20 protein-coding genes are annotated in these 23,153 nt (G+C 68.3%); 6 read left to right on the top strand and 14 right to left on the bottom strand.

What is annotated here, in order from left to right; translation table 11 throughout:
* Window positions 1–6: 6 nt before the first annotated feature.
* From L3Q65_RS25845 to L3Q65_RS25790, 12 genes are all read right to left on the bottom strand, one after another.
* Complete coding sequence (locus L3Q65_RS25845; protein ID WP_237596886.1) at window positions 7–702, bottom strand: ABC transporter ATP-binding protein; 696 nt, start codon at window positions 700–702, stop codon at window positions 7–9.
* Window positions 699–2,417 (bottom strand): ATP-binding cassette domain-containing protein, encoded by a 1,719-nt coding sequence (locus L3Q65_RS25840; RefSeq protein WP_237596885.1) that lies wholly within the window; start codon window positions 2,415–2,417, stop codon window positions 699–701. The genes L3Q65_RS25845 and L3Q65_RS25840 overlap by 4 nt, the downstream gene beginning before the upstream one ends.
* Window positions 2,404–3,264 carry a branched-chain amino acid ABC transporter permease gene (locus L3Q65_RS25835; RefSeq protein ID WP_182891329.1) on the bottom strand — a complete coding sequence of 287 codons (861 nt, stop codon included), beginning with the start codon at window positions 3,262–3,264 and terminating at the stop codon, window positions 2,404–2,406. The genes L3Q65_RS25840 and L3Q65_RS25835 overlap by 14 nt, the downstream gene beginning before the upstream one ends.
* Window positions 3,265–3,294: 30 nt before the next feature.
* Window positions 3,295–4,473 carry an ABC transporter substrate-binding protein gene (locus tag L3Q65_RS25830; protein ID WP_237596884.1) on the bottom strand — a complete coding sequence of 393 codons (1,179 nt, stop codon included), beginning with the start codon at window positions 4,471–4,473 and terminating at the stop codon, window positions 3,295–3,297.
* A gap of 94 nt (window positions 4,474–4,567) precedes the next feature.
* A complete protein-coding gene (locus tag L3Q65_RS25825; protein ID WP_182891330.1) occupies window positions 4,568–4,954 on the bottom strand; it encodes a nuclear transport factor 2 family protein in 387 nt (128 codons plus the stop codon).
* A gap of 11 nt (window positions 4,955–4,965) precedes the next feature.
* Window positions 4,966–5,733 carry a MoaF C-terminal domain-containing protein gene (locus L3Q65_RS25820; protein ID WP_182891331.1) on the bottom strand — a complete coding sequence of 256 codons (768 nt, stop codon included), beginning with the start codon at window positions 5,731–5,733 and terminating at the stop codon, window positions 4,966–4,968.
* Window positions 5,734–6,203: 470 nt separating this feature from the next.
* The gene (locus tag L3Q65_RS25815; protein ID WP_220507166.1) at window positions 6,204–7,151 is read right to left on the bottom strand and encodes a helix-turn-helix domain-containing protein; all 948 of its coding nucleotides are present in this window, start codon (window positions 7,149–7,151) and stop codon (window positions 6,204–6,206) included.
* Window positions 7,152–7,231: 80 nt separating this feature from the next.
* Window positions 7,232–8,284 carry a 3,4-dihydroxyphenylacetate 2,3-dioxygenase gene (hpaD, locus tag L3Q65_RS25810; protein WP_182891332.1) on the bottom strand — a complete coding sequence of 351 codons (1,053 nt, stop codon included), beginning with the start codon at window positions 8,282–8,284 and terminating at the stop codon, window positions 7,232–7,234.
* Window positions 8,281–9,789, bottom strand: a complete 1,509-nt coding sequence (hpaE, locus tag L3Q65_RS25805) for a 5-carboxymethyl-2-hydroxymuconate semialdehyde dehydrogenase (RefSeq protein ID WP_237596883.1) — start codon at window positions 9,787–9,789, stop codon at window positions 8,281–8,283. Before hpaE ends, hpaD begins: the two co-directional genes overlap by 4 nt.
* A gap of 2 nt (window positions 9,790–9,791) precedes the next feature.
* Window positions 9,792–10,736 carry a 4-hydroxy-tetrahydrodipicolinate synthase gene (dapA, locus tag L3Q65_RS25800; RefSeq protein ID WP_237596882.1) on the bottom strand — a complete coding sequence of 315 codons (945 nt, stop codon included), beginning with the start codon at window positions 10,734–10,736 and terminating at the stop codon, window positions 9,792–9,794.
* Between the two features lie 16 nt (window positions 10,737–10,752).
* Window positions 10,753–11,427: a GntR family transcriptional regulator gene (locus L3Q65_RS25795; RefSeq protein WP_237596881.1), complete on the bottom strand. Its 675-nt coding sequence runs from the start codon at window positions 11,425–11,427 to the stop codon at window positions 10,753–10,755.
* Complete coding sequence (locus L3Q65_RS25790) at window positions 11,415–12,860, bottom strand: fumarylacetoacetate hydrolase family protein (RefSeq protein WP_182891336.1); 1,446 nt, start codon at window positions 12,858–12,860, stop codon at window positions 11,415–11,417. Before L3Q65_RS25790 ends, L3Q65_RS25795 begins: the two co-directional genes overlap by 13 nt.
* 337 nt (window positions 12,861–13,197) lie before the next feature.
* Here L3Q65_RS25790 and L3Q65_RS25785 point away from each other — a divergent pair, with 337 nt between their 5' ends.
* Complete coding sequence (locus tag L3Q65_RS25785) at window positions 13,198–13,398, top strand: hypothetical protein (RefSeq protein WP_237596880.1); 201 nt, start codon at window positions 13,198–13,200, stop codon at window positions 13,396–13,398.
* 232 nt (window positions 13,399–13,630) lie between these two features.
* On the opposite strand, the gene L3Q65_RS25780 is transcribed toward L3Q65_RS25785, so the two are convergent.
* Together L3Q65_RS25780 and L3Q65_RS25775 are read right to left on the bottom strand one after the other, a co-directional pair.
* Window positions 13,631–14,698, bottom strand: a complete 1,068-nt coding sequence (locus L3Q65_RS25780; RefSeq protein ID WP_237596879.1) for a P1 family peptidase — start codon at window positions 14,696–14,698, stop codon at window positions 13,631–13,633.
* Window positions 14,695–15,306 (bottom strand): TetR/AcrR family transcriptional regulator, encoded by a 612-nt coding sequence (locus tag L3Q65_RS25775; RefSeq protein ID WP_182891338.1) that lies wholly within the window; start codon window positions 15,304–15,306, stop codon window positions 14,695–14,697. Before L3Q65_RS25775 ends, L3Q65_RS25780 begins: the two co-directional genes overlap by 4 nt.
* Before the next feature lie 163 nt (window positions 15,307–15,469).
* Between L3Q65_RS25775 and L3Q65_RS25770 the strand changes: the two genes are divergently transcribed.
* From L3Q65_RS25770 to L3Q65_RS25750, 5 genes are all read left to right on the top strand, one after another.
* A complete protein-coding gene (locus tag L3Q65_RS25770; protein WP_237596878.1) occupies window positions 15,470–16,864 on the top strand; it encodes an APC family permease in 1,395 nt (464 codons plus the stop codon).
* Between the two features lie 28 nt (window positions 16,865–16,892).
* Window positions 16,893–17,894, top strand: coding sequence for an MsnO8 family LLM class oxidoreductase (locus L3Q65_RS25765; protein WP_237596877.1), 1,002 nt, complete (start codon window positions 16,893–16,895; stop codon window positions 17,892–17,894).
* Between the two features lie 131 nt (window positions 17,895–18,025).
* A complete protein-coding gene (locus L3Q65_RS25760; RefSeq protein ID WP_237596876.1) occupies window positions 18,026–18,955 on the top strand; it encodes an ABC transporter ATP-binding protein in 930 nt (309 codons plus the stop codon).
* Window positions 18,952–20,310, top strand: a complete 1,359-nt coding sequence (locus tag L3Q65_RS25755) for an ABC transporter permease (RefSeq protein ID WP_237596875.1) — start codon at window positions 18,952–18,954, stop codon at window positions 20,308–20,310. Before L3Q65_RS25760 ends, L3Q65_RS25755 begins: the two co-directional genes overlap by 4 nt.
* A gap of 4 nt (window positions 20,311–20,314) precedes the next feature.
* Entirely contained in the window at window positions 20,315–23,053 is a 2,739-nt protein-coding gene (locus L3Q65_RS25750) for an alkaline phosphatase family protein (protein WP_237596874.1), read from the top strand.
* Window positions 23,054–23,153 lie beyond the last annotated feature (100 nt).

The raw sequence follows: 23,153 nt of genomic DNA, 5'->3' as shown, positions 1-23,153 counted from the left end.
CCCGGGTCAGTTGGTGCCCAGATACGCCTGGTGCAAGGTGTCCGGGTTGTCCAGCAGGGGCTGCGACTCGCCGGCGTAGGTGACCTTGCCGGAAGAGACGACCAGGGCTTCCTGCGCGACTTTCAATGCCAGGTGGGTGAACTGTTCCACCAGGAGGATCGCCGCGCCCGCGTCGGCGAATTCGGTGACTGCCGGGAGAAGCCTGGTGAAGACGGCCGGAGCCAGGCCGAGCGACATTTCGTCGATGAGCAGGAACTTCGGTTTCGCGGCGAAGGCCCGGCCCAGCACCACCATCTGCTGCTCGCCGCCGGACAACAGTGCGGCGGGCGAGTTCTTGCGTTTCTCCAATTCCGGGAAGAGGGCGAGGACTTCGTCCACGCCAGCCGGGGTCTTGGCGGTCAGGCGCAGGTTTTCCAAGACGGTCAGGCTGGCGAAGACCGCGCGTCCTTGTTCGACGTGCGCCAGTCCGAGCCGTGCTCTGGCCACCCGCGAGTGTTTCGTGACGTCGGTGTGTCCAACGTGGATAGTCCCGGTCGCCGCGGGGATCACGCCGGAGAGGGCTTCCAGCAGGCTGGTCTTGCCCGCTCCGTTGGGGCCCACCAGCGCGGTGATCTTGCCCGGTTCCAGGGTCAGCCCGACGTCGGCGATGACTGGGCCCGCGCCGCGCGTGACGGTCAGGTTCTCGATTCGCAGCGTGCTCACAGCATCTCCGTTTCGCCCAGGTAGGCCTTCAGAACCGCCGGATCCGCCAGCACTTCCGCCTGCGGGCCGCTCGCCAGCACCTCGCCGAAGTCGAGCACGGTCAGCGTGTCGCAGACCGACCGGACCAGGTCGAGGTCGTGTTCGATGATCAGCACCGAAACGCCGAACCTGGCCGGGACCTGCCGCAGGCGTTCGCCGAACGCGACGTGTTCCTCGTGCGGGAGACCCGCCGCCGGTTCGTCGAGAAGCAGCACCTGGGGCTTGGCCATGAGGTGGCCGACGACTTCGACCAGCCGGCGCGCGCCCACGTCGACCCGGTCCAGCGGCGTCGCGGCCGGCGGGCAGCCGAAGAACTCCAGTGCGGCGGCGACTTCGGCGGCGTCCGGTCGTCGGCGGGCGACGAAGCGGACGTACGCCTCGATGGTCAGACCTGCCGGGACCCGGTCCTGCTGGAAGGTTCGGCGCAGACCGGAGCGGGCCCGTCGCGTCGGATTGCCGGTGAGCGGCCGGTCGGCCAGTTCGACGGTTCCTTGCGCCTGGGGCAGGAAACCGCTGATGGCGTCGACCAAAGTGGACTTTCCCGCGCCGTTCGGGCCGATGACACCTAGAACCCCGCCCTTCGGGACGGCTAAGTCCACTCCGGACAGTGCCTTGACTTGGCCGAAGGTGACACTCAGTCCCCGGACCACCAGCACCGGTTCGCCGGGCGGAAGCCGCGGCGGTTCTTCGTCCAGCGCGGTGATCTGGACCCCGGCGCTGGCCCTCTGCCGACGACGCCACAGCTCGCGGATCGCCGTGCCGAGGTTGCCGCGTCCGGCCAGCGCCTGGATGCCAAGCAGACCGAAGATCACGTAACCCCAGTCCTGCGGGACGCCCCATCGCTTCAGCAGCTCCGGCACCGCGACCCACAGGACCGCGCCGAACATCGCCATGTCAATCAGGTGTGCGCCGGACATGATCGCCAGCACGTACAACGCCAGCGACTGCAGCGGGGCGAAACTGGTCGGGAAAGCGAATCCGACCTGTGCGGTGAGCAGGCCGCCGCTGATGCCGCCCAAGGTGGCGCTTACGGCGAAGGCGGAGAGCTTCGCGGTGCGGACGCTGGCACCTGCCGCGGCGGTGCCGCGTTCGGAGAACGCCACCGCGGCCCAGCTGCTGCCCCACGGACCGCGCCGGAGGAAGTGCACCGCCAACGCGCAGATGATCAGGACGATGACGCAGAGCAGAAAATAGGCGTTGTCGTCGGCCACAAAGGACGGACGGTCGACCGAGACGCCGTCCGTGGTGCCGGGGAACTGGATTTCCACCAGGGTCACGTCGGCGGCCGCGGCCAGGCCGAGCGTGACGACGGCCAGGTTGATCCCGCGCAGGCGCAGCGCGGGAAGTCCGATGAGGACGCCGACTAAGCCTGCCGCGAGACCGCCCAGCAGCAGCCAGAAAAAGAAGCCGCCGGGAGCGCCGGCTTTGTTCAGCGCAGAGACGACCCACGCGCCGATCGCGCCGAAGGTCAGCTGGCACAAGGAAATCATGCCGGCGCTGCCGGTGACGACACCGAGGCCGAGCAAGGCGATCGCGGCTACGACGACGCTCACGCCGAGGTAGGCGAAGTAGCCGTTGAGGCCGACGGTCAGGCCGATGCCGACCAGTACCGCGGCCACCGCGACGACCAGTGGGGTTCCGAAGCGGGACACTGCGCCCCGGTCAGCGAGCTGCATCCCACACCTCCTTGCGCTGAGACCACACGAGCAGGCCGACGATGGCCAGGAACGGGACGAAATTCCGCACTACCGAAAGCTGGTCGACCTGCGCGAGCGCGCCCTGCAGCATGCCGAGCACGAGCCCGCCGACCACGGCGAGGTCCAGCCTGCGGAACCCGCCGAGCAGGGCCGCCGCGGCGGCGGGCACGACCAGCATGGCCAGCGAGGTGGCGTCGTTCGACTGGGACGGGGCGACGATCACGATGATGATGGTGCTGATCAGGCCGGTGGCGCCCCAGACGGCGGCACTGAGACGTTTCGCGGGGATGCCTAACAGCTCAGCTGTCGTCGGACGTTCCGACAAAGCACGCAGTGAGATGCCAACGGGCGTCTTTGTCAGGATCAGCCGGGCGGCGAAGGCGATCACCACCGCCAGCGCGACGGTCACGACCGTCACCTGGCTGATCACCACGCCGCCGACGGTGAAGGCCGGGCCGGCCAGCAACGCCTGGAACGGCTGCGGTTTGTTGCCGAACAGGATGAACGACAGCGAGATCAACAGCAGCAGCACCGCGACGGTGACCGCCGAGCGGGTGCCGGTGCCTGCTTCGGCCAGCCAGGTCGAGACGACCCAGCCGATCAGCACGCTCAGCACTCCGCCCAGCAGCACGCCGAGCACCACCGCCAGCCATTCCGGCAGTCCGCCGTGGACGGACAGGGCCACCCCGACGTAACTGCCGAACATGCCGGTGGCCGCCTGGGCGAAGTTGACGACCCGGACCAGCCTGGACATCAAGGTCAGGCACACCGCCAGCACCGCGTAAAGCCCGCCGGCGGCAAGCCCGGCCAGCGCTCCCTGCACCATTGCAGTCTCCTCTATCCAAAGCGGATCGGGCTAGCGCCGCGGAATCCGCAGCCAGTCGGTACCGGCGATCTCCCACCGGTTCGTGCCCGTCGCGAGCTTCACCGGCCAGCCCGCGATGTTGTCGTGATGTGTCTGTCCGGGTCCGAACACGTACGGCGTGCCGACCATCGGGTCGGTGATCGGCTTCATTTCGCGCAGCGCCTTCGTCACCGATTCCCGCGTGATGTCGCCCGGCATGCCTTCCAGCACCTTCAGGAAGTACTTCGCCGCGAGGTAGCCGCCCTGGCTGAACGAGGTCAGCGGAATGTTGTTGCGGGTCATGAGATCCCGCCATTCCTTCGTACGCGGGCTCGACGGGTCGGTGAACGGGTAGAACTCGGCCGGCACGTAAACGCCCTTGCCCGCTTCGGAAACCGCCTTCGCGTACTGTTCACTGTAGACACTCGTGAGCAGCAGCCAGGTCACGTCCTTCCAGCCCTGCGCCTGCGCGGCTTTCAGCTGGCCGATCGAGTCGGGCTCCACGGGGTTCACCGTCACCGCTTTGCACCCGGCGGCGCGCGCCTTGACGATGTAGGGCGTGTAGTCGGAACCGTTGTACGGCACGGTCGCATCGACGTACTTGAGCTTCTTGCCGGTGATTTTCGACCATTCGTCGATGGCCGCGCGGTAGTATGGCAACGTGTTCCCGGCGATTTCCAGCAGTGCGCACATGTCTTGCAGGTGCAGCACTTCGGAGCCGTACAGCAGGGTCAGCGTCATGTCGTGGAACGGCCCGACGTTGGCAGGCCCGATGTTCGGGCTGGTGAAGCACGACGGGTCGACGCCGATGCCGGAGATGGAAAGCACCTTCTCCTGCTGGTAGTACTTGGCGTTGATCTGGCATTCGATGAGGCTGGACGAACCGACCAGCGCGACCGCCTGATCGCCGCCCACGATCTCGCGGGCCGCGGCTGCCGCGGCGGCGGGGTCGCCCTTGTCGTCGATGGCGTGGTATTCGATCTTGCGCCCGTGCACGCCGCCCGCCGCGTTCGCCGCGTCGAAGACGGCCTTGGCGGCCTGGGAGGATTCCGGGAAGGTGGCGGGTCCGCTCAGCGCGTTGACCGAGCCGACCACGATCGGTCCGTTCGGATCGGCGGTGCCCGCGCAGCCCGCCGCGACCAGCGTGACGAGCACGGCCGAGGCGAGCGCGGGCAGGAACTTTCTCATCATGGCTCGGCTTTCCGGTCCACAGTGACCAGAGGGGGAGGGGAGAGAACGGGGGCGGTGCCGGGGGAAGGACCGGCACCGCCGTTTCGCGGGAGACTCAGTCGGTCGCCGCGGCGACCGGGGCGGAATCGACGATCTGCTCGAAACTCGCGACCTGGTCGCCGTCGAACTTCCACACGTGCGCCACGCGCGCGGTGAAAGCCTTGCCGGACTTGCGGTTCGTGCCGCTGTAGGTGCCGAGCCCGACGATCGAGTCGCCGGCGTCCAGCAACGCGGACAGGGAGAACTGATAGCCGTCCCAGTCGCGCGCGATCGCCTCGAAGACGTTGCGCTTCACCTCGTCCGGGCCGGTGTAGGTGCCCGCGTAGGGGAATCCGGCGGCCTCGGTCCAGGTGGTCTCGGGGCCGATCGGGGCGAGCATGCCGTCGAGGTCGCCGCGGTCGCTCGCCTCGTAATGCGCGGTGATCACGTCCAAATTGGACACGGGGGAACTCCTTAGACAGGCTGGACGTCGGGGTAGCTGATCGAGCCGAGCGGATAGATGTGCCCGCCCGCGCGGGAATGCTCGGACCGGCCGTCGCCGGTGATGCCGAGGAAAACGCCGGTGGTGCGCAGGTCGTAGCCGAGGTCGTGCAGCCACACGCTGGCCACCGCGATCCGGAACTCCCGGAAGCAGAACAGGTACAGGCCGTCGGCGAACTTCCAGACGGTTGACATATCAACGTCGCCGTGCCCGCGTTGCACGCCCTCGACGCACTGCCAGCAGTAGCGTTCGGAGGAGAGGTAAACGTGCTCGTACAGGTGGTTCGGGCTGTAGCGGTAGACGTTGCGCTTGCCGATGAGGTCCCGCGACGGACCGGGCACGTCACCGGTCGGCTCGCCGCCGTCGGTGGTGCCGGCGTGGAAAGTCTGCGAAACCCGCGGCGTGCCTTCGACGTCCTCGTCGCCGATCACCGAACGCACGGTCATCGCGCGGTGCGTGGTGGTCGAGTAGACGATCGTGAGGGCTTCGCCTTCGACGCTCGTCAGCGGCAGATTCACGAAGAAGACGTCGGGACGCACGGCGACCGCGTCGTAGGGGTCCTCGACGCCGTTGAGGGTAAGCCGTTCGCCGTCGAGAAACCGCAGCTCGAGCTTCGCGCCGTCATCGAGCGTGACGGTGAGTTCCCGCCCGGTAAGGTCCGCGTTGGGCAGCCGGTAGGTGTCGATCCCGGCGGCGAACTCGTCGTAGGTGCGCCATTCGTCAGGGGAAGGGTCGGACATGCCCATCATGCTCGCCGCGCCTTGCCCCGTGAGCGAACGTTCATGCGCTGGCGGGCAACTGCCGGACGCTCGCGGTCAACCCCTCGTGAGCGGCAGGTCTCTACCGCCCGCTTCGCGCTGCCGCTCCGCCTCGCCGCTGCGCCGCCTCGTCTCTTGGGTGTGGGCAACGGGCGCGCGGCTGTGCGTGCCGGGACGTGGGAAACGCGGGCGGGCGGGAGCGCAGGCCGGGACGCGGGAAACGCGGGCGGGAGCGCAGGCCGGGACGCGGGCGGGCGGGAGCGCAGGCGTGCGGGGCGGGGGCGTGCGGGAGCGCAGGCGTGCGGGGCGGGGGCGTGCGGGAGTGGGTGCCGGGACGCGGGGCGGGGGGCGAGGTGTGGGCGGGGCGTCGTGGCGGCGTCGTGCGGCGGTTGGGTGGGCTTGGCTTTAGGGACGTCGTGAGTGTTTATGCCGGTTCTAACCGGCATAAACACTCACGAGGCCCGCGCGCGCAACTCGCTAGGCGACTGTGCGAACGCCGCCCGGAACACCCGCGAGAAGTGCGCCGCGTCGACAAATCCCCACCGCGCAGCGATTGCCGCGACCGGACGAGCTGCCAGCAACGGATCCCGCAGATCCCGGCGGCAATGCTCCAACCGCCGCTGCCGGATCCACCCCGCCACCGTCGTCCCCTGCTCCTGGAACAACCCGTGCAGATGCCGCGTGGAAATGTAATGCTCCGCGGCGATTTGCGCGGGCCCGAGATCAGACCGCGACAGATTGGCGTCGATATAGCTCCGGATCCGCCGCATCAGATCATGGTGCGGGTCGGCCGCGGTGCGGTCCAGGTCGAGTTCGGTGGCCAGCATCGTCGTCAGCAGGTCGACCGCGTTGTGGGCCAGCCGTACTCCGACCGGGCTCGTCAGCACGTCCAGATTCCCGCCCAGTTGCGCGAGGAACGGCACCACCACGTTCCCGACCCCGGAGCGTCCGGACATCCGCACCGCGGTGAGCTGGCCAACCAGATCCCGTGGAAGGTCAACCTGCTGCTGCGGGAACATCAGCACCAGCGTCCGGAAATTCTCTTCGAACACGAGCGAATACGGCCGGTTGGTGTCGTACAGCGCGACGTCGCCGGGGCGCAGCACCGCTTCCCGGCCGTCCTGGGTGAGGATGCCGGTGCCGGCCAGCATGACGCTCAGCTTGTAGCACGGCCGGTCCGCGCGGGCGATCAGTTCCGGCGTGCGCTCGACCGCGTGCGGCGACGCGGTGATCTCGGTGAGCGCGATCTCGCCCGCCTCGTGCGTGCGGAGCCTGCCGTGGAACCGGTCGCGGTGCTCGGTGCTCACCTGCAGCGGCACGAACGATCGCAGGACAGCGGACCGGAACTCCGTGAAGTCCTGCGCGACCGTGGTCGGCGTCTGCAAGATTGCCGTCATCATGTCACCTCTCCGTCGAAGTGCCGGTACCGCTGCGTGCCCGGGGAAGGAACCTCGGGCTCCTTCCCCGGACGGGACGCACCTTAGACCTGTTCGCCCAGTTTGAAACCCTGGTCGGCCCCGTCGGCGCGGGTGTAGGAGAACCCGTCCGCGCCGATGGTCACGTCCATTTCCTTCGTTTCCGTGCGCTCGACGACCTCCTGGAGCTTGCCGTCGAGGTCGAGCACCCGCGAGGCCTCGGTGTACCAGCTCGGCACCACCGGATTGCCCCACCAGTCGCGACGCTGGTTGTCGTGCACGTCCCAGCTGATCACCGGATTGTCCGGGTCGCCGGTGTAATAGTCGTGCGTGTAGATCTCGATCCGGTGCCCGTCCGGGTCACGCACGTACAAATAGAACGCGTTCGACACGCCGTGGCGGCCGGGGCCGCGTTCGATCTGGTCCGATTTCCGCACCGCGCCGAGGTGGTCGCAGATGTGCAGGATCTGGTGCCGCTCGTGCGTCGCGAACGCGATGTGGTGCAGGCGAGGGCCCGCGCCGCCGGTGAGCGCGACGTCGTGCACGGTCGGTTTGCGGAACATCCACGCCGCGTACACGGTGCCCTCGTCGTCCACGATGTCTTCCGACACCCGGAAGCCGAGCCCCTCGTAGTACTTGCGCGCGGCCGGGACGTCCGGCGTGTTCACGTTGAAGTGGTCCAACCGCGACAGCGCGCCCGGCCCGTGCACGTCGTAGCGCTGGGTGAAGCGCTCGACGTGTTCGGCCTCGTAGAAGAACTCGATCGGGAAGCCGAGCGGGTCCAGCACGCGCACCGCTTCGCCGATGCCGCGCGTGGTGCCCGCCGGGACGCGGCGCACCTCGACGCCGAGTTCCCGGTAGTACGCCTCGGCGACGTCGAGTTCGCCCTCGCCGCGCACGCGGTACGCGAGCACGGCCAGCGCCGGTTCCGCGCCCTTGCGCAGGATCAGCGAGTGGTGCAGGTATTCCTCGAACGCGCGCAGATATATCGCCTGGTCGTCCTCGTATGTCACGACGAGACCGAGAACGTCCACATAGAACTCTCGCGACGCCTTCAGATCGCTGACGACAAGTTCCGCGTAGGCGCAGCGGATGACGTCCGGCGGGGTCGTGGTCATGCCTTGTCCTTCCCGGCCCCGAAGCGCGCCGTGTGCACGTCGCCGAGCGTGATGTGCACGGCCTGCTGTTCGGTGTAGAAGTCGATCGAGCGGTAGCCGCCTTCGTGGCCGAGGCCGGACGCCTTGACCCCGCCGAACGGCGTGCGCAGGTCGCGCACGTTGTGCGAATTCAGCCAGACCATGCCGACGTCGATGTTCTGCGCGAAGTTGTGCGCGCGGGTCAGGTCCGCGGTCCAGACGTACGCGGCCAGGCCGTACTTGACGTTGTTGGCCAGTTCGAGCGCTTCCTCGTCGGTGTCGAACGGGGTGATCGCCACGACCGGGCCGAAGATCTCCTCCTGGAAGATCCGCGCGTCCGGCTTCACGTCGGCGAACACCGTCGGGGCCACGTAGTTCCCGGTGTCCAGGCCCTCCGGACGGCCGCCGCCCGCGAGCAGTTTTCCTTCCGTCTTGCCGATTTCGATGTAGCTCATCACCTTGTCGAAGTGCTCCGGGTGCACCAGCGCGCCGACTTCGGTGGCGGGGTCGTGCGGGTCGCCGACCACGATGTTGCGGGCGCGTTCGGCGTACCGGGTGCAGAACTCGTCGTAAATCGAGCGCTCGACGAGGATGCGGCTGCCCGCCGTGCAGCGTTCGCCGTTGAGCGAGAAGACGCCGAACAGCGTGGAGTCCAGCGCCGCTTCGAAGTCCGCGTCGGCGAACACGACGGCCGGGGACTTGCCGCCCAGCTCCATCGACATGCCCTTGAGGCCGGGCGCGCAGTTGCGGAAGATCGTTTCGCCGGTGGTGGTCTCGCCAGTGAACGAGATCAGCCGGACGTCCGGGTGCTTGACCAGCGCGTCGCCCGCTTCCTCGCCGAGGCCGTTGACGAGGTTGAACACCCCGTCCGGCACGCCCGCCTCGCGGAAGATGTCCGCCCACAGGCTCGCCGACAGCGGCGTGAACTCGGCCGGCTTGAGCACCACCGTGCAGCCGGACGCCAGCGCCGGCGCGAGCTTCCAGCTCTCCAGCATGAACGGCGTGTTCCACGGCGTGATCAGCCCGGCGACGCCGACCGGCTTGCGGTTGACGTAGTTGACCTGCTTGCCGGGCACCTTGTAGGTGTCGTCGGCCTGCGCGACGATCAGATCGGCGAAGAACCGGAAGTTCTCCGCGGCGCGCTGCGCCTGGCCGAGCGCCTGCTTGATCGGCAGGCCGGTGTCGAAGGTTTCCAGTTCGGCCAGCTGCTTGTCGCGGCTCTCGACGAGATCGGCGATCTTGTTGAGGATCCGGGCGCGCTGGCGCGGCAGCATCTTCGGCCACGGGCCGTGGTCGAACGCCTCCTTCGCCGCGGCGACGGCGAGGTCGATGTCCTCGGCCTTGCCCGCCGAAGCCGTCATGTACGGCTTGTTCGTGACCGGGTCGAGCACCTCGAAGGTTTCGCCCGAGACGCTGTCGGCCGGCGCTCCGCCGATGTAGTGGCGGATGTGCTCCGGCAGGTTCTCCGGAACGTAGTGCGCGGTCATGGTCACTTTCCTTCCACGGTGAAGCCGTCGGCGGGCGAGAGGTACTGCTCGCCCTGGCGCATCAGTTCGGTGATCCGGGCGATGCCCGGTTCGGTCGGGGTGATCAGCGGCGGGCGCACGAAGCCCGACTTGATCAGGCCGCGCTGCTCGAGCACCCATTTGCCGGGCGCCGGGTTGGTCTCGACGAACAGCAGGTCGACCAGCGGGTGCAGGCCGTAGTGGATTTCGCGGGCGCGGTCGAAGTCGCCCTCGGTCCACGCGCGGTACATCTCGGCGCTGGCGGCCGGGGCGATGTTGGCGGTGGCGCTCACGAAACCGGTGCCGCCGAGGGAAAGCAGCGGCAGGCACAGCAGTTCGATGCCCGACCAGACGAGCAATTCCTTGCCGCACAAGTGAAGCACGCGGGAGAAGTGCTCGAAGTCCTTGGTGGTCTCCTTGATCCCGACGAAGTTGTCGAAATCGCGGAACAGCCGCGCGACCGTCTCCGGGGCGAGGTCGACCGACGTCCGGCTCGGCACGTTGTAGGCGACGATCGGCAGGTCCGGGAATTCCTTCGCGACCGTGGCGTACCACTGGTAGAGCGCTTCCTGGGTGGGCCGCGCGTAGTACGGGGTGATGATCAGCGCGGCGTCGATGCCCGCGTCGCGTGCCTCGGAGGTCAGCTCCAGCGTCTCGTCGAGCTTCGCCGAACCGGTGCCGGGCATGAACGGCACCTTGTCGTCCACCGCCTTGGCGACCGTGCGGATCGTCTCCGCGCGCTCGGCCACCGTCATCGCGCCGGGCTCGCCGGTGGAACCGCCGATCGAGACGCCGTGCGAACCGGACGCGAGCTGCCAGTTCACCAGGTTGGTCAGGCTGTCGTGGTCGACCTCGCCGGTTGCGGTGAACGGGGTCATCAGCGGCGCGATCGAGCCGGTGATGGCGTTCGGGGTACTGCGGAACCTCATGGGGTGGGGGTCCTTCCTAGGGAGCTTCAGCGGGCGGGGCGGCCCGCCGGTCGAGGTAGGCGTCGAGAGTGGCGGTGCGGTGCCTGCGCGCCGCCAGTTCGAGTTCCAGCGGATCGGCGTTCTGCTCGATCAGCACCAGCAGTTGTTCGTGTTCCTTGACCGATTCGTGCGCGCGGCCCGGGACGAAGCTGAAGGTCGAATCGCGCAGCGACGCCAGCCGGTGCCAGCCGCGGTGCACGAGGTCGAGCACGTGCGGGTTCGGGCACGGTTCGAAAAGGACTGAATGGAATTCCTGGTTCAGCTCGGTGAACCGGTGCGGTTCGAAGTTCTCCAGCGACAGGCGCATCTGCTCGTTGACCGCGCGTGCCCGTTCGATGTCCTCAGCGGACAGTTTCGGCGCGGACAGCGAGGTGGCGAAACCTTCCACCAGGGCAAGGGTTTGCATGGTGTGCTCGTAGGCGGTCTCGTCGACCATCACCACCTGCGCGCCGACGTTGCGCTCGAACGTGACCAGTCCCTCGGCTTCGAGCAGCCGGATCGCTTCGCGCACGGGGACGACGCTGACGTCCAGCTCCTTGGCGATCTGCCCCAGCACCAAGCGATAGCCGGGACCGAAGGTCCGGTCGGCGATCCGGTCCTTGATCCAGCGGTACGCGCGCTGGGATTTGCTCTCGCCTGCTACGGGCGCCACTGGGCGTACCTGGCCTTCCAATGCTCGTTCATCGGATAGAGGCCGTCGACGCTCTCGCCGTTCGCGACCTGCTCCGCGATGAACGTTTCCTGGCGTTCCTGCTCGATCGCCGCGTCCGCGATTTTTTCCGCCAGGTGCGGCGGAATCACCAGGACGCCGTCGGAATCGCCCACGATGACGTCACCCGGCTGAACTGTTGCGCCGCCGCAGGCGATGGTGATGTCGACGTCCCAGGGAACGTGACGGCGGCCGAGCACCGCCGGGTGCGGGCCGGAGTGATAGGTCGGAATGTCCAGCGCCGCCACCGCTGCGAGGTCGCGCACGCCGCCGTCGGTGACGATTCCCGCCGCGCCGCGGACCTGGGCGCGCAGGGCGAGGATGTCGCCGATGGTGCCGGTTCCCTTTTCGCCGCGGGCTTCCATGACCAGGACGTCGCCGGGGTTGAGCGAGTCGATGGCGCGTTTCTGGGCGTTGAAGCCGCCGCCGTGGGACTTGAAGAGGTCCTCGCGGAAGGGGACGTAGCGGAGCGTCCTCGCGCGGCCGATGAGTTTCGTGTCCGGACGGGTCGAGCCGAGGCCGTCGATGGAGACGTGGTTGTAGCCGTTCTTGCGCAGCTGGGCGGAAAGCGTGGCCGTGCCTACGCTGGTGAGCTTGGTCTTGAGTTCGTCGGTGAGCACGAATTCCGCCGGAAGCCCCGCGGATTCCCGGTCGCCGTAAGCCTGTTCGCGCTGGTTGTCGTCGATTTTGGGCTGAGCGCTGAACTCCGGGAGCGGCGCGGTGCCCTCGACGACCGGTGTGACGAGACGCCCGGTGGTCTTCGTGCCGTAGCTGACCTCGACCTCGACCGTGTCCCCCGGCTTGACGACGGACGATCCCGCCGGGGTCCCGGTGAGGATGACGTCGCCGGGTTCGAGGGTGCTCAGCTGGGAGAGGTCGGCGACGAGGGTGCCGAAGTCGAAGATGAGGTCTTCGGTGGTGTCGTCCTGGACGATCTCCCCGTTGACCCAGGTGCGGACGCGGAGTTTCGCGGGATCGACCTCCGCGGCCGGGATCGTCGCCGGGCCGAGCGGGGTGAAGCCGTCGCCGCCCTTGGAACGGAGGTTGGAACCGCCGTCGGCGTGCCGCAGATCGTATACGCCGAAGTCGTTGGCGGCGGTGATGCTCTCGACGCAGTTCCAGCCGTCCTCGGGGGAGACGCGCCGGGCCCGCTTGCCGATGATGAGCGCGATCTCGCCCTCGAAAGCGAGGAGTTCGGTGCCCGCCGGACGCTCGATCGGGGTGCCGGAGGCGCTGATCGAGGTGGTGGGCTTGACGAAATACGAGGGCTTCGCCGGGGTCCTCCCGCGCTGCTTCGCGCGGGACGGGTAGTTCAGATGAAGCGCGATGACCTTGCCCGGCCGCTCCGGCGGGGTGGTGCTCGATACGGGACTCATGGGGGTTGACCTGCCCGGATGTCGTCGGGAGAGGAAGATATCTCAAAAGATATACGATCCTGGCGGGGTGGGGCAAGGGGTGCGGGACGGTCGGGCGGAAGCAGCGTCGCACTGCCGTGCGTTGGCCAGTACTATCTGCGGTACTTGCGACTCATGCCCCCTGCAAGGGGGGAGCCTTGGAAGCGCCGTGTTTGGCCGCGCGGCTCTAACAGCCACTGAGCGGCACTCGGATCGCTGCTCAGTTCCAGGGTCGGATGGACGTGAGCCGCAGCAACTGCAGACAACTCGGAGCAGCAACACCGGCGCCGGGGCCGGTGTACGTCGTTGCGGAGTTGACTTGCTGTTGCTGGTGGTTCCCCTGTGCACGCTGACTGCCTTCGTCGCAGTGCTCGGTCTCGCGGCGTTCATCGTGCACAAGACCGGAGATACCAAGGGGCTCAGAGACCTCGCCGTCCTGATCCGCGCTCTGCGCCCGTCCTGGCGGCTTGCGCGTCGGCGTTCGTTGCCGGACGTTTCGGATCGGCGTGAAACGGGTTAGGCGCGTATGGGCCTCGTGAGTGCCCATCCCGGTTAGAACCGTGACAGGCACTCACGAGGCTTTCGGCAGGCCTGGCTTTCGCTTCGCCGGGGCCGCGGGTCTCGCGCGTGCCGGGGAGGGGGTCGGCACACGCGAGACCCTTCTTGCGGCGGGGGCGGGTCTGTGAAGCTCCGGCTCGCCCGGACGCGGCGCGTACCCAGCCAAGCGTCCAGGCGAGCCCGCCGCGCCTGCTCTAGGCCCCCCAGCGCGCCAAGGGAAGCGCCGGAACCCGGTGCCCCCGGTGCCCGGTCATTTCCTCGTTGGCCACCAAAGCGTTCAACACCGCCTCCTCCACCGCCTGCACCACAGCCTCGAAGAACGGGTCGATCGCACCCCACGGGATGAACCGCATGCTTTCGTAAGGTTCATCGTCCGGCCGCGGGAAATGGCTGGTCAAAGCACCCGCATTGGCCGTGCTGAAGGCCAGGAACAGGTCGCCGGAGAAGTGCGACCCAGTCGTCCCGGTCCGGGCCAACCCCAAAGGCACCCGACGGGCCAGGGCGGTGCACTGACCGGGCAGCAGAGGCGCATCGGTCCCGATCACCACGATCACCGAACCAGCACCAGCGGGGGCGAGCCAACTCGTGTCTGCCATCGGGTTGTCGTCTAGAAGTTCGGCGCCCAGCGGAGTCCCAGCCACGGTGAGTTCCGGACGGCTCCCGAAGTTCGCCTGCACCAGGGCCCCAACGGTGTAGCTGTCCGAGCCGTGTGAAACAACCCGTGACGACGTCCCGGTCCCGCCCTTGAACCCATAGCAGGTCATCCCGGTCCCGCCACCCACCGAACCCTCGGCGATAGGCCCGGAAGCGGCCGCATCGATGGCGGCGACTGCGTGTTCAGTCCGAATCGTCGGGGCGTTGACGTCGTTGAGGTACCCGTCCCACGTCTCCGCCACCACCGGCAGCAGCCACTCCGCCGCGGCGTCCGGGCGTTCCCGTACCACCCAATCGATCGCGCCCCGATGACACTGCCCGACGGAGTGGGTGCTGGTGATCAGCACCGGCAGGGTCAGCGAACCGGTCTCCGCGAGCCAGGCACGGCCGGTCATTTCCCCGTTGCCGTTCAAGGAAAAAGTGCCCGCAGAACAAGGCACATCGAACTGGGAACGGCCGCGCGGGAGGAGCGCGGTGACGCCGGTCCGCACCGACGAGCCCTCGATCAGGGTGGTATATCCGACCTCGACGCCTGGGATGTCAGTGAGCGCGTTGTGCGGGCCGGGCTTGCCGCCGAGGGCGAGTCCTAGGTCGCGGGCGCGGGTCATGCGGGGTCCTCCAGGGAGCATCGGGTCGAAACGCGGGCGTACGAGAGCACCATTGCCTCGGCGACGGATCGGTCGAGCGGCGGCACTGCTTGGGTCAGGTGCAGGCCGTAGCCGTCTTCGAGGGTGACGAGGTTGCGGGCGATGGTGACCGGGTCGTCGGTCAGGTCGAAAATCCCTGTCGCGGCACCGGCTTCCAGGATGCCGACGTAGCCGCGGACCTGGCGTTCGTACAGGGCGATGTGCCGCGCGGCGTACGCCGGTTCGCGGCGGGCGATGGTGCCGAGTTCGTACAGCAGCACGCACAGTTCGTCGTTCTTGCCGTTCGGCAGTCCGGTGCCGATCATCGCGCGCATCCGGGCGCGCGGGTCGGCCTCGGCGGCGACGGCGGCTTCGCGCGCTACGCAGAAGCGTTCGACAGCCTCCTGCTGCACGTCTTCGAGCAGGTCGCTCAGGGAAGGGTAGTAGTACAACAGGGAACCCGGCGACATGCCGGCGTGGTCCGCGACGTCGCGCAGCTTCAGGTTCAGCACGCCGCGTTCGACGACCGTGTGCCGCGCCGCGGCCACCAGTTCCGCCCGCCGCTCGGGGGCCTTGCTCGGTCTTGCCATGTCTTGATTCTTTGAATAAATCTCGAAAAATGCAACCCCTGGACGGATCGAGACCGCTGAACCCTTGACGTAGCGGACGTGAGGGCCTTAGCTGAACGCCCGGCTGGTTATTTGAGTTCCATTCAAACAATGTACCTGAGCAACGACTTGATGGAGGCCAGCGTTGTCCACCCCCGTCTTGCGCCGCGGGTTGCGCACCCTCGGCATGCTGCTGATCACGCTTTCCGCGATCAGCCCGGCGTCCTCGGTGTTCGTCATCGCACCGGGCGTCCTCACCGGCGCCGGATCGGGCGCCTTCTACGCCTTCCTCGCCGCCGCCGTGGTCGGTGTCTTCATGGCCTTCGTGTACGCCGAACTGGGCTCGGCCTTCCCGAGCGCGGGCGGGGAGTACACGATCGCCGCCCGCACGCTGGGCAAACTGCCCGGATTCATGGTGCTGGGCATCATGATCGTGACGCAGGTGCTGATCGTCGCGGTGATCGCGCTCGGCGTCGGCCAGTACCTGAGCGTGGTGCTGCCCGGCGTGTCCCCGGCGGTCGTGGCGGCGGTGACGTGCGTGCTCGCCGCGATCGTCGCGGTGTTCGACATCAAGCTGAACGCGTGGGTCACCGGCATTTTCCTCGCGGTGGAGCTGCTGGCGCTGGCCGTGGTCGCGGTGCTCGGGCTGGCCAAGCCTGCCCGTCCGTTCACCGACCTGCTCGCGCATCCGGTCGCCCCGGGCGGCGGTCCGGCGACGATCAGCGCGGTGATGATCGCTACCGCCATCGCGATCTTCGCCTACAACGGCTACGGTTCGGCTGTCTACTTTGGAGAGGAGACCAAGGACGCCGGACGCGGGGTGGCGCGCGCTGTCCTCATGGGACTCGGGGTCACCGTGCTGGCCGAGCTCATCCCGGTCACCGCGGTGCTGATGGGCGCGCCGGATCTCGGCACTTTGTTCAGCTCTCCCAACATGTTGTCGTACTTCGTGCAAGCCCGCGGCGGCAGCACGCTCGACACAGTGCTGAGCCTCGCGGTCGCGCTCGCCATCATCAACGCGGTCCTCGCGATCGTCCTCATCAGCTCGCGCCTGGTGTTCAGCAGCGGCCGGGACCGCGCATGGCCGAAGGCGATGAACCGAGCGCTTGCCGCGGTGCACCCGAAGTTCGGCACCCCGTGGGTCGCGACGCTGGCGACCGGTTTCATCGCTGCCGCACTGTGCTTTGTGGACCCGCAGATCCTGACCGTCGTGACCAGCACATCGATCGTCGTCGTGTACGCGGCGTTGTGTCTCGGCGCGATCCTGGGCCGCCGCTCCGGCGCGACGGCCCGTGCGAAGTACCGGATGCCCGGGTTCCCGATCGCGCCGGCGGTGGCGTTGATCGCGCTGGCGTTCGTGCTGTACGTGAACGCGACCGACCCGGTGATCGGGCGGCCGAGTCTCATTGTCACGGCTGCGATTGCATTGCTGGCCTTGGGGTATTATCTCGTGGTGCTGCGTCGCCGGGGCGGCTGGCAGTTGAGCGAGGCGGTGGAAGAAGAGGAGCCGGCGCCCGCGCCGGTGCGGGAGACCTCGTAAGCCGCGGCTGGACCGTCCACTTGAGACCGTGGACGGTCCGGTTGTCGTGGCGCACCCGGTCCGGGATGATGCCCGGGTGCGGGTTTCAGTGCTGGACACATCGCCGATCGTCGCGGGGTCGACCGCGCGCGAGGCATTGCAGCGCACCGTCGACCTCGCCGCGCTGGCCGACGAACTGGGATATCACCGCTACTGGTTGCCCGAACACCACAGCATGCGTGGTGTCGCGAGCGCCGCGCCTGCCGTGGCAGCCGCCCGCGTCGCGGATGCCACGCGCAGGATCCGCGTCGGCGCCGGCGGCGTCCTGCTGCTCAACCATCCGCCGCTCGTGGTCGCCGAACAGTTCGGCACGCTCGCCGCGTTCCACCCGGGCCGGATCGACCTCGGGCTCGGCCGCGCGCTCGGCGGTCCGCAACGGGTGGCGGACGCGCTGAATCCCGGCCCGGCGGAAAGCTTTTCCAGCCGCATCAAGGAGTTGTTGACCCACTTCTCCGACTCGGACCAGCCGCTGCGCGCGACTCCCGCCCAAGGAAACGTGCCGGACGTCTGGCTGCTCGGCTCAAGCACGGCAAGCGCGCACCTAGCCGCCGAACTAGGCCTGCCATACGCCTTCGCCTATCACCTCCGCCCGGCCGAAGCCGCCGCCGCGACCCGGATCTACCGCGAGACCTTCCGCCCCGGCCGGACCCTCGAACCGTCCATTGTGGTCAGCGTCGCGGTAGTCGCCGCCGCGACCGAGGAGCGCGCCGAATGGCTCGCCAGGTCCATTCGGGCTAAGGCGTTGAGCCGTTCGCGGGGCGAGCGGATCTTGTTGCCACGACCGGAAGACGCGACCGTCGACCCCGCGATCGGCCCCGGCCCGGTCCTTGCCGGAGCCCCGGCGGCACTGCGCAATTCGTTGCGCACAGTCATCGCCGAAACCGGTGCGGACGAACTGATGATCACCACTCCGATCCACGACCACGCGGAGCGGAAACGGTCCTATGCGCTGGTCCGGGAGATCTCGGACACTTTGCCGCCGCGTGCTTGATCCCGTTTTGCCCGGTTAGTCCGCCGGGAACCCGCTGCGGCGCACGGGGTTTCCCCAACGTTCAACCTGGCGCGGGTTCGCATGTCACTTGTCGTGCCTAAGTTCCTCACGGCTTCGGAAAGCGGGGACGGATGAAAACCAGCGAGGCGGTGCGAGCCCGCGCGATCACCAAGTGTTTCGGCGACGTGATCGCGCTCGACGGCGTCGATCTCGACGTCGCGTACGGCGAGATCCACGGGCTCGTCGGCCCGAACGGCGCGGGCAAGACCACGCTGCTCGGCCTGCTGCTCGGACTCGCGGTCGCGGACGAGGGCGAACTCGAGATCCTCGGCCGCCCGGTCGGCCGGGCGCTCGCCACCCCGGACGGCATCTCCGGGTTCGTGGACGGGCCGGGGCTGTACCCGTCGCTCACCGCGCGGCAGAACCTCGCCGCGCTGGCCTCGCTGCGCGGCCAGACCGTCGACATCGACGACCTCCTCGCGCAGGTCGGGCTCTCCGATGTCGCCGACGACCGGGCGCGCGGGTTCTCCCTCGGCATGCGCCAGCGCCTCGGCCTCGCCGCCGCGCTGCTGACCGAGCCGCGGTTGCTGATCCTCGACGAGCCCGCCAACGGCCTCGACCCGGCGGGCAAGAAGCACGTGCACGGCGTGCTCACCCGGCTCGCCGACGAGGGCACCGCGGTGGTGCTGTCGAGCCACCGGATGGACGACCTCGAAGCGCTCTGCTCGGAGGTCACCATTCTGTCCGCCGGCTGCGTCGTGTTCACCGGACCGCTGGCGAAACTGTCCGCCGAGGACCGTGAACTGGCTTACCGCCTGCTCACCTCGGACCAGAAGACCGCGCGCGAGATCGCCGAAAACGTGCCCGGGCTGCGGATCGACGACACCCAGACCCCGCGCGGACAGGCCGACGTCCTGGTGGTGAGCGGCCTGGTGCCCGCGCTGGACGACCTGGTCGCGCGCGTCGTCGGCAAGGGCATCGGCGTACGGGAACTGTCTCCGGTCGTTTCGCCGCTGGAGGCCGCGTTCCTGGAGTTGACGGAGCAGGGGGAGAAGAGATGACCGTCACCGAGGCGCCCGCCGAACAGCAGGCCTCCGTCCGCCCGGTCGGACTGGGCCGCGGCTACCGGTTCGAACTGGTGAAGCTGGTGTCGCAGTGGCGGATCCGCGTGCTGCTGCTGGCCTGCTGGCTCGCGCCCGCGGTGTTCGTCGCCGCGGTCAGCCAGCAGAGCGACCTGCCGGTGGACACTCTGTTCGGCCGTCTGATGAACGCCACCGGCTGGGCCGGGCCGCTGGTCCTGCTCGGATTTGCCGGCAGCTACGCGCTTCCGCTGCTGACCTCGCTGGTCGCCGGAGACGTCTTCGCCGCCGAAGACCGGCTCGGCACCTGGCGGCACCTGCTGGTCGCGATGCGGTCGTACCGGCGGATTTTCGTCTCGAAAGCACTCGCGAGCCTCACCGTGATCCTGTTGCTGGTCTTCGGCTTGGCGGCGTCCAGCACCGTCGGCGGTCTCATCGCGGTCGGCGGACAGCCACTGGTCGGCCTCGACGGGCATCTGCTGTCCTCGGGCGACGCTGCGGTGAAGGTCGCGCTCGCCTGGATCTGCGTGCTCGCCCCGACCCTTGCCTTGGCGGGGATCGGCCTGCTCGGCTCTGTCGCATTAGGACGGTCGCCGATGGGCCTGCTGCTGCCCGCGGTAGTCGCGCTGGTGCTGGCGGTGGCGCAGTTGCTGCCGCTGCCGGTCGTCGTGCGGCTCGCGCTGCCGACGTACGCCTTCATCTCGTGGAACGGTCTCTTCACCGACCCGGCCCAGCTCGGTCCGCTGCTGATCGGCGTCGGAGTGAGCCTGGTGTGGGCAGCAGTCTCGACTGCACTGGCCTACGTGCTGTTCGTGAGACGCGACTTCACCGATCTGACATATGACGGTGCCGGTCGTCGCGTACTAACCGCGGGCTTGCTGCCGCTCGCCGGTCTGATCGGCGTCACGGTCGCGGTCGTCGCGGTCGCGACTCCGGCGTCGGGTTCGGGCATCGACCGGGCGAAACTGCAGCAGTCGCTGTCCACCGAGTTCGCGCACCTCTACCGGATCCAGACCGCGCAGCTGCACCGTCCGGACGTCGCGGAGGAGCAGCTCGCGGCGAGCACGGAATGCACCAAGGGCGGCGGCCTCGTCGAGGCCGAGGGCCCCGGCAACGACTGGCGCTGCGTCGTCTCCTGGCACCTCCCTGGTATCTCAGCGACCGGACAGGCGATCTACCAGCTCGATGTCACCTCGGACGGGCGGTATGTCGCCGACGGCGACGGACCGAAGGAAGTGAACGGCTACTTCCAGGTGCGGACCCCGGAAGGGGACCGGCCCAACCCGCTGTGGCAGTTCGACGGCAACGTCGAGCTGCTCTCCTCCACGAAGGGATGAGGACATGCAAGTAACGCGCCGTCGCCGGCGTGGCGGGAAGAAAGAACTCCGCAGATCCCGCAAGCTGCGCTTCGTCACGGCGGGGGCGACCGCGGTCGCTCTCGTCGCCGCGGGCTCGGGCATCGGCCTCGCCTCCACCAAGCAGTTCGGCACCGACCAGGTCGGCCAGGAAACCGAAAACGGCCTGACCATCTCCAGCGACCAGTACCTCAAGCCGATCGGCGAACGGCTGGTCCTGCCGAACGGCAAGATCATGTCGTCGGCGGTCAGCCCGGACGGCAGCCACCTCGCCGCGCTGACCACCGACGGCGGCATCGCGCTGACCATCGTCGACCTGAAGACCTGGAAGGTCCAGCAGCTCGTCGGCAAGGACAAGAAGGCCGACCTGCAACTGCCCGGCAACGACGTCGGCCAGGAAGGCCCGTCGTACTCGCCGGACGGCAAAACGCTGTGGCTGGGCCAGATCGACGGCTACCGCAAGTTCGCGGTGAACCCGGACGGCACTGTCGCCGACCCGGCCTGGGTCCCGATTCCGGTGGACGGGGACAAGCACTCCCTTGCCGCGGGCGCGATCTTCTCGCCCGACGGGTCCACTGTGTACTCCGCGGTGAACGGCCAGAACCGGGTCGTCGCGATCGACGCGGCCAGCGGCCAGATCAAGCAGAGCTGGACCGTCGGCAACGCGCCGCGCGCGCTGGTGCGGATCGGGAACCGGATCTACGTCAGCAACGAGGGCGGCCGCGCGGCCAAACCGGGCGACACCACGATCAACTCGTACGGCACCGACATCGTCGCGGACCCGAAGACCGCTGCCGCCACCACTGGCACGGTCAGCGTGATCGACCTGGCGAACCCGGCCGCTCCGGTCAAGAGCATCGACGTCGGCCTGCACCCGACCGCGTTGCGCGCCAAGAACAACACCCTGTTCGTGGCGAACACCGGCGGCGACAGCGTTTCGGTGATCGACACCCAGCGGGGCGCCGTGGTGCAGACCATCGCGACGCAGCCGTGGCCGGAGGCGCAGGTCGGGTACGAGCCGACCGACATCGCGCTCACCGACGACGGCCACCTGCTGGTGACCCTCGGCCGGGCCAACGCGGTCGCGGTCTACCGCTACTGGTTCCCGCAGGCCCCCGCCGCCTTCATCGGACTGCTGCCGACGGACTACTTCCCGTCTGGTATCTCAGCTTCGGGCAATAACATCCTTGTCGCGAACACCCGCGGCATCGACGCCCGCCGCCCGACCACTGCCGCCGGGCACGCCACGCACGACACCACGTCGAGCCTGCAGCGCTTCACCCTGCCGACCGACTGGCAGACCTGGGCGCAGACGTCGCAGGTGTTCAAGCAGAACGGCTGGACGCCGGGGTCGGTGCAGAAGGCGTACGGCAACCGCAACGTCAAGCCGGTTCCGGTGCCGCAGCGCCTCGGCGACCCGTCCACGATCAAGCACGTTTTCCTGCTGGTCAAGGAAAACCGGACTTACGACCAGCTCTTCGGCGACATCGCGAAGGGCAACGGCAACCCGGCGCTCGCGCAGTTCGGCCAGGCGGTCACGCCGAACCAGCACGCGCTGGCCAACCAGTTCGGCTTGTACGACAACACCTACGACATCGGCACGAACTCGGCCGAGGGCCACAACTGGCTGATGCAGGCGGACAACCCGGAGTACACCGAGTCGTCCGCGGGCGAGTACAAACGCAGCTACGACACCGAGGACGACGCACTGGGCCACCAGCGCAGCGGCTTCCTGTGGACCGGGGCCCAGGCGGCGGGCAAGAGCGTCCGCGACTTCGGCGAGTTCCACCAGTTCCTGACCAAGCCCGCGGACGCGAGCTGGCAGAACCTTTACTGCGATTCCAAGAACATGGCCGCGACCGGCGAGCCGACCGCCTACCCGCTGGTCTCGTCGTCGCCGATCCCGTCGCTGAACAAGGTTTCGGTGCCGGGCTTCCCGAAGTTCGACACCGCGGTGCCGGACCAGTACCGGTACGAGATCTGGAAGAACGACTTCGAGAAGAACGGCCCGGCGGACCTGAACATGTTCTGGCTGTCGAGCGACCACACCGGCGGGCCGCCGAGCCCGGCCGCGCAGGTCGCCGACAACGATCTGGCCGTCGGCAAGATCGTCGACAAGATCTCGCACAGCCAGTACTGGAAGGACTCGGCGATCTTCGTGGTCGAAGACGACTCCCAGGCCGGGCTCGATCACGTCGACGGCCACCGGGCCCCGGTGCAGATCATCAGCCCGTACGCGCAGCGCGGCGTGACCGACAGCCGGTACTACTCGCAGATCACCATGATCCGCACCATCGAGCAGATCCTCGGGATCCACCCGATGAACCAGAAGGACAGCGCGGCCACCCCGATGGCGACCGCGTTCACGCCGAAGCCGGACAACACGCCGTTCACCGCGGTGCCGAACCAGACGTCGCTGACCGCGGGCCTCAAGACCCCGCCGTCGTGCGGCACGGACAACGTCCCGACGGCCTCCACCGCGGCGGCCTCGGCGGCGGTGCCCGCGGACAAGCAGCAGCTGGCGCAGCAGTGGCAGCAATGGCAGTCGCAGCAGAAGCTGACCGGCCCGAACGCCACGGCGGACTACGCCAATCCCGCGCAGATGGACCACTTCACGTGGTACCAGGTGCACGGGTGGACGCAGCCGTACCCGGGCGAGGACAAGATCTTCGCCCCGGACCAGGTGCCGGGAGCGTTCATCCCGTCGGCCGACTCGGACGGCTGATTCGTTAGCTGGTAAGGAAAAGCCCCTGTCCGCTTCGTGCGGGCAGGGGCTTTCTTTTAGCTGGGCAGCGGGGTCGCCGCGGACAGGGAGAGATCCGGGT

It is taken from the genome of Amycolatopsis sp. FU40, from assembly GCF_021903635.1.
Classification (GTDB): Bacteria; Actinomycetota; Actinomycetes; order Mycobacteriales; family Pseudonocardiaceae; genus Amycolatopsis; species Amycolatopsis dendrobii.
The sequence above is the reverse complement of the archived record's forward strand: the minus strand, read 5'-3'. Positions and strand labels throughout refer to the sequence as shown.